At 41.2% G+C, this 16,715-nt stretch carries 12 protein-coding genes and 1 pseudogene; 8 read left to right on the forward strand and 5 right to left on the reverse strand.

Annotated elements, in window-relative coordinates; all coding sequences use genetic code 11:
• Positions 1-5 precede the first annotated feature (5 nt).
• Genes JXR92_RS14035 through JXR92_RS14060 form a run of 6 tightly spaced genes read left to right on the forward strand, consistent with a single transcriptional unit; the run spans position 6 to position 8,135 of the window.
• Entirely contained in the window at positions 6-2,165 is a 2,160-nt protein-coding gene (locus tag JXR92_RS14035) for a GumC family protein (RefSeq protein WP_119961504.1), read from the forward strand.
• Positions 2,166-3,623 (forward strand): O-antigen ligase family protein, encoded by a 1,458-nt coding sequence (locus JXR92_RS14040; protein WP_117601350.1) that lies wholly within the window; start codon positions 2,166-2,168, stop codon positions 3,621-3,623.
• A gap of 23 nt (positions 3,624-3,646) precedes the next feature.
• Positions 3,647-4,852, forward strand: a complete 1,206-nt coding sequence (locus tag JXR92_RS14045) for a glycosyltransferase family 2 protein (RefSeq protein ID WP_117601351.1) — start codon at positions 3,647-3,649, stop codon at positions 4,850-4,852.
• The gene (locus JXR92_RS14050; protein WP_138345972.1) at positions 4,849-5,970 is read left to right on the forward strand and encodes a glycosyltransferase family 4 protein; all 1,122 of its coding nucleotides are present in this window, start codon (positions 4,849-4,851) and stop codon (positions 5,968-5,970) included. Before JXR92_RS14045 ends, JXR92_RS14050 begins: the two co-directional genes overlap by 4 nt.
• A 12-nt stretch (positions 5,971-5,982) precedes the next feature.
• Entirely contained in the window at positions 5,983-7,185 is a 1,203-nt protein-coding gene (locus tag JXR92_RS14055; RefSeq protein WP_131225280.1) for a glycosyltransferase, read from the forward strand.
• Entirely contained in the window at positions 7,182-8,135 is a 954-nt protein-coding gene (locus JXR92_RS14060; protein ID WP_117964519.1) for a phosphoribosyltransferase, read from the forward strand. The genes JXR92_RS14055 and JXR92_RS14060 overlap by 4 nt, the downstream gene beginning before the upstream one ends.
• Here the strand turns inward: JXR92_RS14060 and JXR92_RS14065 are convergent.
• Complete coding sequence (locus JXR92_RS14065) at positions 8,115-9,146, reverse strand: acyltransferase family protein (RefSeq protein WP_226791185.1); 1,032 nt, start codon at positions 9,144-9,146, stop codon at positions 8,115-8,117. The two genes, JXR92_RS14060 and JXR92_RS14065, sit on opposite strands and share 21 nt — an antisense overlap.
• Positions 9,147-9,508: 362 nt before the next feature.
• Between JXR92_RS14065 and JXR92_RS14070 the strand changes: the two genes are divergently transcribed.
• Entirely contained in the window at positions 9,509-10,795 is a 1,287-nt protein-coding gene (locus JXR92_RS14070; RefSeq protein WP_226791187.1) for a hypothetical protein, read from the forward strand.
• Between the two features lie 416 nt (positions 10,796-11,211).
• Here the strand turns inward: JXR92_RS14070 and JXR92_RS14075 are convergent, their stop codons facing one another.
• Positions 11,212-12,138: a SecDF P1 head subdomain-containing protein gene (locus JXR92_RS14075; protein ID WP_138345974.1), complete on the reverse strand. Its 927-nt coding sequence runs from the start codon at positions 12,136-12,138 to the stop codon at positions 11,212-11,214.
• An 871-nt stretch (positions 12,139-13,009) separates the two neighbouring features.
• Here JXR92_RS14075 and JXR92_RS14080 point away from each other — a divergent pair.
• Positions 13,010-13,195 (forward strand): annotated as a pseudogene (locus JXR92_RS14080) (N-acetylmuramoyl-L-alanine amidase); the annotation flags it as partial.
• 149 nt (positions 13,196-13,344) lie between these two features.
• On the opposite strand, the gene JXR92_RS14085 reads toward JXR92_RS14080, so the two are convergent.
• The 3 genes from JXR92_RS14085 to JXR92_RS14095 form a co-directional block, all read right to left on the reverse strand.
• Entirely contained in the window at positions 13,345-14,118 is a 774-nt protein-coding gene (locus JXR92_RS14085; protein ID WP_117601357.1) for a glycosyltransferase family 32 protein, read from the reverse strand.
• Between the two features lie 145 nt (positions 14,119-14,263).
• Positions 14,264-15,793, reverse strand: coding sequence for a lipopolysaccharide biosynthesis protein (locus tag JXR92_RS14090; RefSeq protein WP_138345976.1), 1,530 nt, complete (start codon positions 15,791-15,793; stop codon positions 14,264-14,266).
• On the reverse strand, positions 15,787-16,692 hold the full coding sequence (locus JXR92_RS14095) for a glycosyltransferase (RefSeq protein ID WP_117964516.1): 906 nt from the start codon (positions 16,690-16,692) through the stop codon (positions 15,787-15,789). Before JXR92_RS14095 ends, JXR92_RS14090 begins: the two co-directional genes overlap by 7 nt.
• Between the last annotated feature and the right edge of the window lie 23 nt (positions 16,693-16,715).

Genomic DNA, 16,715 nt, shown 5'->3' on the forward strand with positions numbered 1-16,715 from the left:
TAATTATGAATATAGTACAATTTTTGGCAAGCTTCTTTTACCGCATCCGTTATTGGTTATTGTGGGGAAGTCTTCTTGTTACGGCATTGGTCATATACTTTACCCAATTTTTACCATACAGTTATACGGTAAACAGTAGTTTATATGCAGGCGTAACCAATAGTACCAATTTGGATGGAAGCCAGCTTATCAACATCAACAGTACTTTCGACAATATCATTAATATTGGCAAGTCCAAAAACACTTTGGCAAAGGTTTCCGTTCGACTGCTTGCAACCAATCTTGTACACGGTGATGAATGGAAAGACAATATGTACATTCAAGCCAAACATTACAGACAACTTGTCCAAATCCTTCCAAAAGAAGTATTGGCTTTGGTAGACCGTTCCTCTTTGGATAAAACCGTAACTAATTTAATGAATTACAGAAAGGAGAACAGTAGCAATTTTGTCTATTCCATATTCAACCGCCCTTATCCGTTTTATAGCTATAACGCATTAAATTCAATCACCATTAAACGATTGGGTACCAGTGACCTGATAGAATTGGTATATACCTCCTCCGATCCCGGTATTACGCAAAACACCCTCAAGATATTGGAAGATGAACTGTTAAAGGCTTATGAGCAACTCCGGTTCAGTGCCACAAACAGTGCTATCGCCTATTTTGAAGAACAAGTGCGAATAGCCAAAAAAGCACTTACTGCAGAAGAAGATGATTTGACAGACTATAGTGTTCAAAAACAAGTCATCAACTACGACGAACAATCCAAGGCATTGGCTTTGACCAAATATGCGACAGACGACCGTATGGAAGCAGTGCAACGAAATTATGGAAGTGCAGTAGCCTTGCGCCAAATGTTAGAGAATAAAATGGACATACGGGCCAAGATTATACGCACAAATACGAATTTATTACAAGAGTTGGAAAAAGTCAGCACCTTGAACCAAAGCATTCTCGAACAAGAAATTTTTACCACAGAACAAAGTCAGAAGAAAAGTGATAAACTTCAAAGAGAAAAAGATGCTCTGCAAAAGGCAGAAGAAAAAATAAGCCATCTCTCCGATAATTTAAACGAGTATGGTTTCTCCAAGGAGGGTGTAGGCATTCGAGAAATGGTGACAGAATGGCTGACGGCATGCATCAATGAGGCGAAAGCCAAAGCTGAAGTGAAAGTATTGGTTGACCGCCAACGGGACATTATCGGCCAATACCGGGAATTCTCACCCGTAGGCACTCAAATCAAGCGAAAAGAACGTGCCGTAGGCATTGCCGAAGACAATTACCGCCGACAAATAGGAGGCCTTGCTGAAGCACACCTCCGTTTGCAGAATATCAAGATGACAACTGCCAACCTGCAGGTCATAGCATCACCCGAGTATCCGCTGACAGACAATGGCAGAAAAAGAATTATCTACGTCCTTGCGGCATTCTTCGGCAGTTTAATATTCATAAGCGGTTACTTCCTGCTGATTGAATTGTTAGACCGCACTCTCCGAGACCCTGACCGCAGCAAACGTCTGACCGGACTATCTGTCATTGCAGCATTCAACGGTGTAAGCAACTTAAAATTCCGTGGATTCCTCAAGGCTTGCAACCGGCTTGCCGCAGCCTACAGTTGCCGACAATTCAACAACTACTTACATCCGGATCGTCCCACCGTCATAAACCTGCTCAGCATGGAGAAACGTGAAGGGAAATCATTCCTTGCCAAATATTTCATCGATTACTGGGAAACTGAGGGTATGAAAGTGCGCCTTGTAAAATACGACCACGATTTCGACACCCAAAACAAGGGATATGTACAAGCTCAAGAATTGTCTGACTTCTGGGCTTTAAATGAAGCAGAAGAAATACCGGACATTATTTTAGTGGAATATCCTGCTGTCAGTACCGCCACTTTACCTATGTCGGTATTGAAAAAAGCAGATTTCAATTTGCTGATAGCCAACGCTGCCCGATTGTGGGGCAGAGATGACGACACCCGATTGAAACCGTTAAAGGAAGAATTGGAAGGAACTCCTCTATTTATGTATCTCAACAATGCAGACCGCGAAGTGGTTGAAAGCTTTACCGGAGAATTACCTCCTCATACTCCGGTCCACAGTTTCTTCAGCCGGTTGGCACAATTAGGTTTAACATCAAAATCAGCAGCTGTCAAATAAATGCAAACGGATATCAAAGGACATAGCATATCTCCCTTGGCGGTAACATTATTAGTGTTCATCATCGGACTGGGTGCACTCATCTATAGCATATTATTCAGTACTTGGGATATCATTGCATACGTTTGCCTTTCCCCTTTCTTCTTGATAATAGCAATACAAGCATTAAGAAACCCTTTTGCCGGTGTATGTTTCCTATTCACATTCAATTACTTTTTCATTCCCTGGTACAGATACACGCAAGGTAGTGGGTTGAGTGTCTGGTATGATGTTGCAACCGTCACCCTGCTTATAACACTTTTGATATATTCCTATCATCAACAAGGTAAGATTGCATGGAAATACACCAAAAATATTCTGACGTTTGGAGGTTGCATATGGGCCATATATACTGCGGCTGAAATCATAAACCCAACAGCTCTCACGGAAGCTTGGATTTACTCTCGTGGAATCATATACAGCACCCTTGTCATGTCATTAATTGGCGTTTTAACAATGACCTCCTATAAGCGATTGCGCATCATTATGCTTTTTCTGTCCATATTCACATTGACAGCCGTAGCCAAAACTGTTTACCAGAAATATGTAGGTTTTGATGAGACAGAAACAACCATGCTGATTGAAACGGAAATGTACAAGACACACCTTTTATCCGATGTCACCCGATATTTTTCCTTTTTCACAGATGCTGGAAATTTCGGTTCCAACATGGGTTTTGCTGCCATTCTGTTCGGTATCTCGGCTATCTTCGTGAAAGAACGTTTCATAAGACTCTATTATATAATTATTGCCCTTTGTTCCATATATGCCTTGTTCATTTCCGGAACTCGCGGTGCACTGTTTGTCCCCATCGGAGGAAGCATATTGTTTACTTTCCTCAGTAAAAATATCAAGCTCATGGGAGCTACAGTCATATTCGGCTTATTTTTTTATATCTTTTTCGCCCATACCTATATCGGTGAAAGTAACTCTTCAATCAGACGCATGCGCACAGCTTTCAGACCTACAGAAGATGCCTCATACACTGTCCGCAAAGAAAACCAAAAAAGATTGGCTGAATATCTAAAATACAAACCTTTCGGAGAAGGACTCGGTTTGGGAGGGGTAGAAGCCAGAAAATATGGTTCCCGTCTCACAACACTCATTCCCCATGATTCTTTTTATGTCAAGATATGGATGGAAACCGGTATTGTAGGATTAGTGCTTTTTCTTACCATATATGTCAGTACATTGTTAAGAGGTTGCTATCTTATCATGTTTCGGATTAAGAATAACGAGCTACGTGGAATACTCACGGCCATTGCTTGCGGCATTTTCGGACTAATGATAAGCGCCTATGGAAATGCTTTTTTCTTCCAATTCCCTACAGGATTCATGGTTATTTTATTTTTGTCAGTCCTGATTAATGGGGAGCATATCGACCAACTGCTGACCCAACAAAAAATGAAAAAGAAATAGAAAATATTAAATAGAAAACATATATGAACGACATTTTTTCCATATTCAATCCCGACTGGTGGATGGACGAGAACAACAATGCCTTGCAAATGACAGACGCGGTTCTTTTCTTATTGCTGGCCATCCCCGTAGCCTACTTGTTTATCTATGCATTGGCCTCCTTGCGGAAATACAAGAATCCCTATCCACCGTCCCCCAAGCAACATCGTTTCCTGGTCCTCTTTGTTGTGTTGAAAAACGGCAAGGAAGTGATAGAGTCCATCAATCATTTCCTTGATACGCAGATGTATCCGAGAGAAAAATACGACATCGCAGTAGCTGCCACACAACTGTCCGAAGAAGACTTAGTTACGCTGCTCCAGATGCCGGTCAATATTGTCGTGCCCGATAAAGAGCATTGCACAAAGATATATGCCATACAGCAGGTTATGGAGCGTTATTCTCCTCATGAGTACGATGCCATCACCATATTCAATTCAGACAACAAAGTTGTTCCTAACGCATTGGAGCTTTTCAACAACGCCTACTACTCCGGATGCGATGCCATCCAAGCCCACCGCATGACGGAAAACCTGAATACCAACATCGCCGTATTAAACGCCACCAGCGAAGAAATCAACAACCACCTCTTCCGCAAGGCACATACGGCACTGGGATTCTCCTCCGCCCTCATCGGTTCGGGCATGATGTTTGATTTTGAGATGTTTCAGGAAATCGCTCCCAGATTATCAGGAAGCGATTTGGCCAAAGCTACAGAAATGGAACTCTTGAAGGAAAACATATATACCGAATACATGGAAGAAATAGTCTGCTATTGCAAAAAGACGGACGATACATCGGGGTACAGCAAAGAACGCCAACGCTGGTTGGGCTCACAGTATCGCAGCTCCATACTGGCATTGCAACAATTTCCGATAGCCTTCTTACAAGGAAAGTGGGATTTATGCGAAAAATTATTCCAATGGCTACTTCCATCCCGTTTTCTGCTCATCTTATATATCACGATATGTGCCGTGGCAATAACATTCCTGGAGTGGCCGCTTGCTACAAAATGGTATGCACTTTTAGCCGTTTTATTCATCACTTTTTTGATGGCCATGCCCGAAGGGGAAATCAGCCGCAAATTCCGGAGCGCTTTCTGGTCTCTGCCCATATTGGTAGTCACCTCTTCCATGAGCCACATCACAAGAATCTTTAAACGGAAAAAGAAAAGAAAGGCAGCAAAATGAGAATCGCCATCGAAGCCCAACGCATTTTCCGCAAAGACAAGCATGGTATGGACTTTGTCATCCTGGAGACACTGAAAGAACTGCAAAAGCGGAAAGACAGTAATGAATATTACGTATTCGTTGCTCCGGGGGAGGACCGGTGCCTGGAAGAATCGGAAAACCTCCATATCATTGAGCTTTGCTGCCCTACTTATCCACTGTGGGAGCAGATAGCATTGCCCCAGGCCGCCAGGAAGCTGAAAGCGGACTTGCTGCATTGTACATCGAACACAGCCCCGCTATGGTGTCCCATCCCTTTGGTGCTGACGCTTCATGACATTATCTATCTGGAGCCGCGTCAGCATCGCAGTCCTTCCTTCTATCAGGAAATGGGATGGCATTACCGTCGCCTGATTGTTCCCCGCATCCTGAAGAAAGCAAGAAAGATTATTACAGTTTCGCAGTTCGAGTGTACCCGCATACAGGAAGCTTTGCAGCTTCCCAAAGAAGTCATTAAAGCCGTGTACAACGGCTACAGCGCTTACTTTACGATGCAGGAAACACCCGATAAGAGTATTGTGCAGAAATACATACCGCATCCGGACTTTCTTTTCTTTCTTGGAAATACAGACCCCAAAAAGAATGCGGCGCGTACCCTGAAAGCATACGCGTTATATCTGCAAGCATCCCAAACGAAACGCCCCCTTCTCATTGCCGATTTAAAAGAAGAATATATCGACCAGCTTCTTCAGCAAGAAGGAATCACCAGGATAAAAAAACATCTGTATTATCCAGGATATATCGGCAACAAAGATTTAGTAACCCTTTATAATGCAGCATTTGCATTCCTCTATCCTTCCTTGCGTGAAAGTTTCGGAATTCCTATGCTGGAGGCTATGGCTTGCGGTACTCCTGTAGTGACGAGCAACGTTTCGGCAATGCCCGAAGTTGCCGGTAAAGGTGCCATTTTAGTCGACCCTCAAAAACCGCAAAAAATAGCAGATGCCTTGCTACGTCTGGAGAATGATGCAACATTCTATCAGCAACAAGTAAATTACAGTCTGGAACGTGTAAAACTGTTCTCCTGGAAACACACAGCAGAAGAATATGTAAAGATATATCACAGTATTCACCAGTAATCGGCAAACATCATGAGAGACTTCATCATCACCAGCCTGCAAACATGGGACATCGAAATAGGTAGTACCATCAAGAATACTGCATTGGAAATTTCAAAGCAGAACCGGGTGCTCTACATAAACACTCCGATGGACATTTCCATCCGGCTGAGAGGGGACAGACAATCTCCGTCTTACATCCGGCGCATGGCTGTCATCAAGGGAGAGACTTCACCGCTCCGGCAAATCAACGCCAACATGTGGATACTGGACTGTCCTTTCACAGTGCTCTCGGCCAATTTCCTGCCCGCATCGCTTTTCAATATCGTCAACAGAAAAAACAATGCCCGCATAGCCCGATGGATTGTAGAGCAGGCCACCGCACTCGGCTTCAAGAATTACATTCACCTCATTGATACAGACATTTACCGCAGCCGCTATCTGAAGGAGTATATTCATCCGGCTGTCAGCATCTATTATCGGCGCGACTACGTCATAGGCGAAGCTTACTGGCGCAGGCACGGCACCCGTCTTGAGCCAGAATTAGCAGCCTCTGCAGACATTGTTCTGGCAAACTCCACCCGTTTTGCCGCAGAGTTGCAAGCCTACAATCCCCATACCTACCCCATCGAAACCGGAGTAAACCTGACGCTATACGACCCCGCCAAAGAGTACGGAACACCCGATGATGTACAAAATATTCCACATCCTATCATCGGATATATGGGTACGATAAACAGTACCCGCCTTGACGGAGAACTGCTTTATCAGATAATAAGTCAGCGTCCCGATTATAGTTTTGTGTTCACCGGCCCGGAAGATGACATTTTCCGTCGGGACCGTATCCATAGTTTGAAAAATGCCTATTTCACCGGACAAAAAAAAGTGGACGAATTACCGGCCTACATAGCTGCCTACGATGTCTGCATCAATCCGCAAATGGTGAACAAGATTACCAACGGCAACTATCCGTTGAAAATAGACGAATATCTGGCTATGGGTAAACCCACTGTCGCAACCAGTACCCACACCATGCGCAACATATTCACAGGTCACACGCACCTGGCCATCAACCCGGAGGAATGGCTTGCGGCCATAGACCGTGCTGTGACCGAAGCTGACGACAAAGAACTGGCCAAACAGCGCATAGCCTTTGCCGAGACCCACAGTTGGGGGCATAGTGTGAAGAAAATCTATGAAATAATCGACTCATTCCTAAAGAAGAAAACTACATGAACTATCGTAACATAGACGACTTGAACCATTGCATCCTGCAACATCTCAGCATTCTGCCACGGGATTTCGACCTCATTGTCGGTGTACCCCGCAGTGGCATGTTTCCCGCCAACCTGCTGGCACTCTATCTGAACCTGCCCGTCACGGACATTGATTCTTTCCGCAACGGGCATATTTATCAGACCGGAGAACGGGGGAAAACTTTCAACATGACCCACATACACAAAGTACTGGTTGTGGACGACAGCATAGCCACGGGAAAAGCTGTGAAGAAATGCCGCGAGCTCCTGAAGGACATAGAACATTTATACAACATCAAATACTGTGCCATTTATGCAGTTCCACTACACACTCATTCTGTTGATTATTTTTTCGAAATAGTCGATTATCCCCGTTTCTTCCAATGGAACATCATGAACCACTCTATTCTGCAAAAAACGTGCATGGACATCGACGGTGTGCTTTGCGCAGACCCCACTCCGGAAGAGAACGATGACGGCGAGAAGTACCGTCATTTCCTGCTGAACGCTCTTCCGCTATTCATTCCCAAAGTCACCATTGGCACACTGGTCACTTCACGCTTGGAGAAATACCGTCCGGAGACGGAAGCCTGGCTCCAGAAGAACCATGTGAAATACAATAAGCTCGTCATGCTGGACCTGCCGGATATGGCTGCACGCCAACGGGCGAATTGCCACGCCTCCTTCAAAGCCAAAGAATACGGTTCATCCACCGACTACATGCTGTTTGTAGAAAGCTCTATGCCGCAGGCTGCGGAAATCAACCGCCTGACCAAGAAACCGGTGCTTTGTACAGAAACTTTCCAGATGATTTATGAATCCAAATCACTATACTATAATCTGAAGTCGGGAGAAACATTCCCGTGGCTACGGCGTTTTATGATAAGGGTGCGCAACAGACTGAGAGCATTATCTCCTTCCAAGAAATAGCATTCGCAGCATTTTGGAACAGTTAAACAGTTTGTCTACTAATACCGGCCCGATTGTTGCAATAAAAGTTGCAGACAGCAATATGGGGACAATCGCATCAATCCCCATCATTTTCAGTATAATCCGCCCACCGGAAGTACCGAAACCATGAAAAAGATAAATACTGTACGCATAGCCGCCTATCCAGACAAAAAAACGGTTGTGCCACTTCAATGCCAGCAGCAGGAACAAGGTGGGAATCAACGTCACGGGATAAAGCAACATGCTCAAAGAGGCGTATTTACCGGGATAGAACCACACTATCTGTATCAAGACAATCCCCCATAGCGCCACGGCAAGCAAGACACGCCTGACAGCCAGACGACTGTAGAGCGACACAGCAAAACGGCAGGCAGCCACGCCGACAAAGAAATAGGGCAACTGTCCCAAAGCGCCCTTGAAACTGAACAGGTCGGGAACCTCATGCAGAATCCATACATCATTTATCCTACTGAAAATCAGCGCCACAATGCAACAAACAGCCCACTTGCCCGGAGTGTCCATCCACTTCCGGCTGTCCATCCACCATTGCACTACAAAAATCAAGAACAACGACGGCAGATACCAATATATGGTATAAGGGAATACATAAATGCGCCACATTTGGCTAAGCTCCCCTTTATTATTAGTGCCCGGCATCAGATACTGTACCAGAAAATACAACGTGCCCACCGCCGCCATCGGCACCAGCAGACGCAAAGCTTTCTTCCGGACAAAACTTCCAAAACCGGAAGATGCAGAGAAAGGCTTCAACGCATAAACCCAGCCGGCAATAGCCGTAAACAACGGCATCTGAATATAATCTATCCATACGTAAAGATAACGCAATGGATGTGGAAAATCAATTTTCATGCCCCCACCAGGTCCGGAACCGATGACATGCCCCACCACTACCAATAAAATAGCGATACCACGCAAAGTTTCAATAGATAAGTTTTTTTCCTGATTCACCATGAAACAAATATAGTGCATTTGTTCGAAAGAACAGAATTAAAGAACGTGAAAAAAGAACGGATTTAAAGAACCGCCTTATGTATCTCTTAAAGGTCTTGCAGAATAATACAAAAGTAATTTCCGTTTACCGAAAGCTGAGATTTGGGATAACACGTGAGCATATTAACTATCTTCCATTATAAATTCAAGCATAGAGTATGAGGAAAACAAGAGATGTACACACAAGAGTAAGTGTCTGTTTTACTAAATATAATTAATTGTTAAAACAACAATGAATTAAAAAAAAAGTTATAGATTTAAATCGTCAAACAATATCAATTTAAATTATGATTGCAAATTTAGATTGCATCAGTTAATAATTTTCTAAAACTTTTTTTATAATGGGGACAAATGTTTTTTTAAAAGCCGGTTTGCGGAATTCAGATAGCAAACGTTTTTTTAAAATTCTTTGGGTGGTTATACTTGCGTTATATCCTTGGTTATTGTCTGCACAGACGTTTGCTAAGGCAAAGAAGGCAGTATATGTAATTGTTGACGGAATTCCTGCCGACCAGATTGAAAGGCTTCATACACCGGCTATATTCGATATTGCTTCAAAAGGCGCTTACAGTCGGGCATATACCGGAGGAGAAATTGGTGGATATTCACAGACGGCGACAATCTCAGCTATTGGCTATACCAATCTGCTGACAGCAACTTGGTTTAATAAGCATAACGTAGGAGGCAATTCCGACCTGAAACCGAATTACAATTACTGGACGATCTTTCGGATTGCCAAAGAGCAACCCAAAAAATATAAAACGGCTATCTATTCCAGTTGGACGAATAACCGGACAGTTTTGATTGGGGAGGGGAAAAAGGAAACAAACTATCTCAAGATTGATTATGTAAAAGACGGTTACGATTTGGACAGCATCCGTTTTCCGAAAAAAGAGAAGGATTTGCATATTTTCGATATAGACGAACAAATTTCGAAAGATGCAGCTGAAGGTATCCGCACAGATGCGCCCGATCTGAGTTGGGTGTATTTATGGTACACTGACGATGCAGGGCATATTGCCGGTAACGGAGCATTTTTCGATGAATATGTGCGTAAAGCAGACGAGCAGGTTGCCCGCATTTGGGAAGCCGTGAAATATAGGGAGGCCAATTTTGATGAAGAATGGATGGTCGTTATTACCACCGATCATGGACGCGGAGAGAATGGACACGACCACGGGGGACAGTCCTGGCGTGAACGTACGACCTGGGTTTCAACGAATGTACCGGTAAACAGTCATTTCACATCCGGCAATTTGGCAATCACCGATATTGCACCTTCCATCTGCCGGTTCATGGACTTTGAGGTTCCACAATCTGTCTTGTGGGAACAAGATGGCATGTCCTTTGTCGGGGATGCTGACATTTACGATTTGCAGACAATGCCTTATGATAATACGGTCGGTTTATCCTGGAAATGTTATTCGGAGAATGTTCCAGTGACCGTTTATGTTGCCGTCACAAATAAATTCAAAGAGGGAGATGAAGACGAATGGATCAAATTGGTGACGCTACCGGCCGGAAAGAGAAGTTACACAGTCGATCTACAAGCTTTGCCAGAATCGAAGTTCTATAAGTTTGTCATCGTTGCTCCTGGTAATCACTTGAATCGTTGGCTAGAAAAATAAGGGCATGCAAAAACCTTTTCTGTCTAAAGGAGCTTACAAGAACCAACAACAAGTCCAATGGGTATTTCAGGAGGTTTCTTATCGTTCCGATACCCAGGTCAGAAATGGATCCGAAGCTGGCTGAGAAGATTGTTGATACAGAGTTGCCCGGAATTACGAACCGGAGAAGGAAATCATAATCCGACTCCGGTTATTTTTTATGTTTCCAAGAGTGGTAATTTCTCCATTCTGGTATTCATTCACGACGAAATGATCACTGACCTCAGACCGAGCACCCCAAGATTTATTCAGTTGTTCAATTGTCCGATTGATTTTTTTGCATTATAAATCAGGTAGCAGGCGAATATTTTTAACGCCAAAGTCCTTACTTTTATCAAAAAATACATATTAAAGATTTTCTTTCATGAAGTAAAAAACTATAGATTCTTTTTTTCCTTATTCATCAAAAACCAGATTTTTCGCTGCCATTCATACACTGCAAATCTCTCATCATCGGAGTCGTCAGTCTTTTCCACATATGTTCTTATACTTGGGGCGGAAGGATATTTGGCCCGGATAATATCATCTATCAGATAGCCGTTCAGCCCCTTGAATTGCTTGAAAAGGAAACTTTTGAACATAAGGTTGATATATATAGGATTATTGCATATATACGTTTTATATGCCTGATATGCTTTAGACTTCATATAGTCTGAAACCCTGCTGCTGAAATTGAGTTTACCAAGCTCTTCTTTTAATGCCTCTTCCAGTTTTTTATACTCAGTAGAGTCCGTTATACTGTACCAATAATGTTCATCGGGTTTAGTTATTAGATCCACCCATGCACTGGCTTCCCAATAATCGGTTACCATTCTTATGGAATCTCTTTGTTCCGGAGACATCGCGTAAAACAAGGAGTCTTTTTCCCAGCCTTCAAAAAGAGCTTCAATAGAATTGATCTTCTCTTGCTTCAGTCGTTCATATATATCCGGTAATTCTTTATCAAGAATGGAAGTTATCTGGAAAGCCCCACTTTCTATTCTACAATTAACACGTGTATTGGTTATGATAGAGTCGTTGAATACAAAAGCGATCTGCCTGCCTATTGCCTTTTCCGTTTCTTTAGCCCATTTGTTCAATTTGTATTTACTGATTTGCCCACTAATCACATTTTTCCCAAAATAGTCCGTTTCCAATCTAAGTGAAATAAAATCTTTTATCGTCACGATAGGTTCTCGGGAGATACTATCTGTTTGTCCGGATAAAATATGATACCAACCATTTTCCCGAAATTTATTTTGGCAAACTGAAAAATATGGAAGGAAAGAAAACAATGCCAATATTCCAAATAATTTTTTACACATAACCTAATGTTTTTTAAATTCTGATTTCAAATACCGTTCTCCTTCGGGTACAATTCTAACAGAGTTCCGGACACATACACTTATTAAGATTCAAAAAATGATGAGAATAACAACGACAGTAATTGTTACAACTATTATTTTTTATGAGTTCCGAGTATTTCATGCTATTCATTGTAGAAATCACTATTAAACCGAAATTCTAAAAGTTTACGCAAATTTAATAATAAAAACAATCAAAAAGCATGATATTTATATATTGTCTAAAAAATGCCCCAAAATCATGCAGTCATGGATTTGGACTTTAAAAAACAATAAGTGGAATGCCAGCTTCAAGAACATCACTATCCTGGTTCCTTCATTAGTGATACAAACTACATTCTTCTCTTATTGTATCAAAGCCATTGCAGAAAAGACATCAGCACACATGCTTTTATCAATTCTAAATATAGGATATAAAATAATATTCAATACCTTTGCAGTATAGGTTAAACTTATTATTCCCGCCAAATACTTTTAGTGTTTAAATCATGAAAAAGAAAATTCTATTCATTCAAACGTTTGGTTTCTTTGCCACTTATCTTTGTCTCGATTTCCTTTTTACAGAAGAAGTTCATATAATTGAAATCTCTTTATCCGCTGTCATGTATTTTGTACTGATGTATTTTCTGAATAGGAATAAGAAGTAAGTTTTTACAATGCGATCCATAGAATAAGGAATCTCCACCTTATTCCAATGGTGCTGTATTATTCCTATAAAACTTCATCCTCTTCTTATTTTTTCATACCTTCACACCATTTTTTAAGTACAAACGAAAAAACAATGGCAATCATGGAAAAAAATCAATTTAAACGTGACAGATAAATCCTGACCACACGCACGGAATGGCAACACCACTCGCTCCGCGTATTGGTACGTGCTTTGCTGATGGACTATCCGGGAGCAAAAGTAGCGGGACATCACAACCTCAGTCCCGACCATAACAACAACGGAGAAGTGGAACCGATGGAATGGACGAAACAATGCCCGTGTTTTGAAGTGAAAAAAGAGAAGTGGTAACTAAGAAAATGGAGATGGCAAAGCATGACAAAAGCTTTGTCACCTCATTTTTTATTCATACATCTGTTCTAATTAAGCAAAATGCGCATCCAACAAAGTTTAGCCGTATAATATAAATGAGAGAGTAAATCTTTTACTACCTCCAATGATTACTTCTGAGCCCTGAAAATCTTTCGATAAAAATTAAGTTTTGTAAGAATGCTCCGTAACCATGTACGCTTACGCCAACTTCCTTTACTTAAATGAACGGCAATAGTATCATCTGTGACTTGTTTCCAAGCAGCTCCTAATATACGAGAAGGAAGAATGAGCATTCTTTCTTCTAATTGTTGTTCTATTTCATTATTATACTTTAATCCGAATTTTTCAGCAGCCAACGCCAGCACATCTGGTGCTATCTCCTTTGTATACCAACTACCGTCTTCTTGTATAAAATGGCGACCTTCATAGAATTTCATAGCTTCCACTAAATAAGGATGTCCCCTTTCAGCTCCTAATATGGCTGATAACAAACCTAAGCCTGGTACACGTACACCAGGGAAACGATTTGTTCCATCCGGTCCAAGACGTTTACCTGCCATCTCATCTCCCTCTATCATTTCCGGATGATATTCTATAGCAGTAAAAAAGCCATTGGATAATAGTGGATCAAAAGATTTTTTCACCATGACATCGGTATCCATATATATTCCTCCTTCGGTATATAATGCATGTAAACGCACATAATCTGCCACAAAAGCTAAAGCACCTACACTAAAGGCCTCTTTGGTCCATGACAAAGAATTTACATCAAAATCCTTTAAACTCCATAATTTCCATTTATAGTCAGGGAGATTTTTCTTCCATGAATCCATACACACCTGTAAACTATAAGGTATCGGCGTATCATTGAACCAGCAATAATGAATCGTTTTGGGTATCATTTCAAGTCATCTTTAGATTATTTTGCAAAAAGCCTACCACACAAAGATAAAATAAAATTCTAAGAATCAGCATAAGAATAACGAAATAATCGTCCTCTATCCATACACACAGCTTTCCAATATAACGCATCATACACCTTGAAAATTACAAATGAATAAAACGTCCCAACAACGTTCGAATACCCTTTGAAAAGCAATAAAAGAAAATGGTTAAAATCACCAAAAATAACAGTGAAGAAATCAAAGCATAGAAAATCCATTCCAAGTAGCCTTCCATAGGTTCTGATAAAGGTAATAATGAAAGAATGACATCCGCTAATAGCCAAGACAAAGCACACAGACATAAATACAACAAGATATTCTTCCAATAAACACTAACGTTCATTTTAAAACCGTCACGATATAAGAAATAAGGTTTCCAAATGCTTATGACAGTTATGGAACTGGCAACATCCCCCAGTAACACTCCCGGCAACCCCCAATAATACCCGCCAACCAATGCTACCAATATCGTAATTCCAAGTGTAGCAATAGGCGCCCAAGTATCTTGAAAAAGCCCATAACCATAAATAAACTGATCATTCGTGCCACGGAACTGACTGATAAAAAAGTTGGCAAGAATCACTATCAATACAGAATGAGGCAGCACATACTCTGCTCCTAACCATACAATAATAAAAGAATCCATCAAATGATAGAGAGCAAATGTTAAAAAGGAAGCTACCATAAAACGTAAAGAGCTGAGTTCCCAAAATACTTGTTGTATGCGCTTTGAGTCACCTTCGGCAATCAAATTACCCACTCCTGCTCCCGTACTTCCTAAGAAATTATTAACGAGCTGGTTCAATTTCGTCAACAGCAACATGTAATTGCTATAATAGGCTACCAATTTTAAGGAAGTAAACGCGTAAACCAAAAAAGGAAGTAATTGAGACCGCCCCATTCCTGCCAATTGATGTACAAACATTTGGCGTGCCTTGCGTACGATTATCTTATTCTCCGGATATTTTCGACGACCTTCAGCAATACCACACTTCAGCCATGGATATACCCTATTTATCTTCCAGTTAAGTATATATGAATATAAGATGCCAAAAAGTAATTCAATGGCAATCCATAGATAAAAACTACCTATGTAGCAAACAAGCATCATCTGTACCAATATCTTTATAATATTTGCAGTCTGGAAATAGGCCGTTACAACATAATTACGTTGATCGGCTCCTAACAAAGTTTGCCGATAATTAATAAAGTAACTGATGAGGGCAGAAGACAAAAAAGCAAAATAGGCAAAATAGACTACACCTAAATCAATACTGATATTTGCAAATATCAAAGGAAGAAAACAAGCCAATATGAGCCCTACCCCTATAATTATCAATCCGACGTTGCGATAAAGATACCCCAATACAGAAATAATATCTCGTATCTTGTCCTTGTCATCATTAAATAAAGGTTTATAAAGTACAAAACCAATAGATGCCCCAATTCCTAATTCGGCCAAATTCAAGAAACCCAATAAATTTTGTAATGTCCCCATTAGACCCACAAAATCTGCTCCCAACATATCCAAGAATATCTTGCGAGAAAAAAAAGAGATGAATAGGGTAATAAAATAAAAAAGCACATTTACCCGGGCATTCAAATAGCTTTTTTTGAGACGAGACTCTACCATAATTTCAACTTTTCGCAAATATTTTTCATTTTATCCATAAAAACACCCCTAAAGGTACCATACACGATATTCCATTGTTCATTGCATATAAAAATCCACAAGGCTTTGTAATATCCCCGCCTTCCGAAATACTTTCTGCATTGCATCACACGGTAATAGCTGCTCACAAGTCTATCTTCCCGATTTATTTTTCTCAGAAACCGGTTACAGCGACATGCTACCCAAACCCGTGCCAACAAATTGTCGAGCAAAACACTATATTGTAAAGAACCCTCACGTATTGTAGCACAATAAATGGCTACAGAGCATATTGCCACATTCCGAGCGTAATAATCCAAATAATAAGAGAACATTACATCATTTCCAGCCAATGTCTCATCAAATTGGATGGAATGCTTCTGAACTATATTTCTGGAAACCATTTTTGCCCAGGGTACATCATTCCGATATTTTAGTCTCTCCGCATCTATGCTTTCAGTCACATCAAAACCTAAAAAATCAGATTGACGTGAACGCATAGGAACTAAAGTTTCCGAATCTGCACTTGTAGCTCTGAATGTTATCAAATCGTAGTCCGTAGCACAATAACAATCCAGTACCTCTAAAAAACCGGGCAGAAAAAAATCATCAGCATCAGCAAACAGCAGCCACTTGCCTCGAGCATGAAGCAGGCCACAATTACGGGCATATCCAGCTCCCTTCCCTTCTTTGGTGAAAATGATTTCTACATCTTCCCGACTACTTCCCGGAAAGTCCATAAAATCCACGACATCAGAAGAACTGTCATCATCAACCACAATAATTTGGATGTCATCACGGAAAGGAATAGAATCCAAACAGCGCTGCAACAACAACGGAGCATTCTTATGAGGTATAATAATAGTATAAGTATAATCCATACTCCTTACTTTTGACAACAAAT

This window comes from Bacteroides parvus, from assembly GCF_017309675.2.
In the GTDB taxonomy this organism is placed as follows: domain Bacteria; phylum Bacteroidota; class Bacteroidia; order Bacteroidales; family Bacteroidaceae; genus Bacteroides; species Bacteroides uniformis.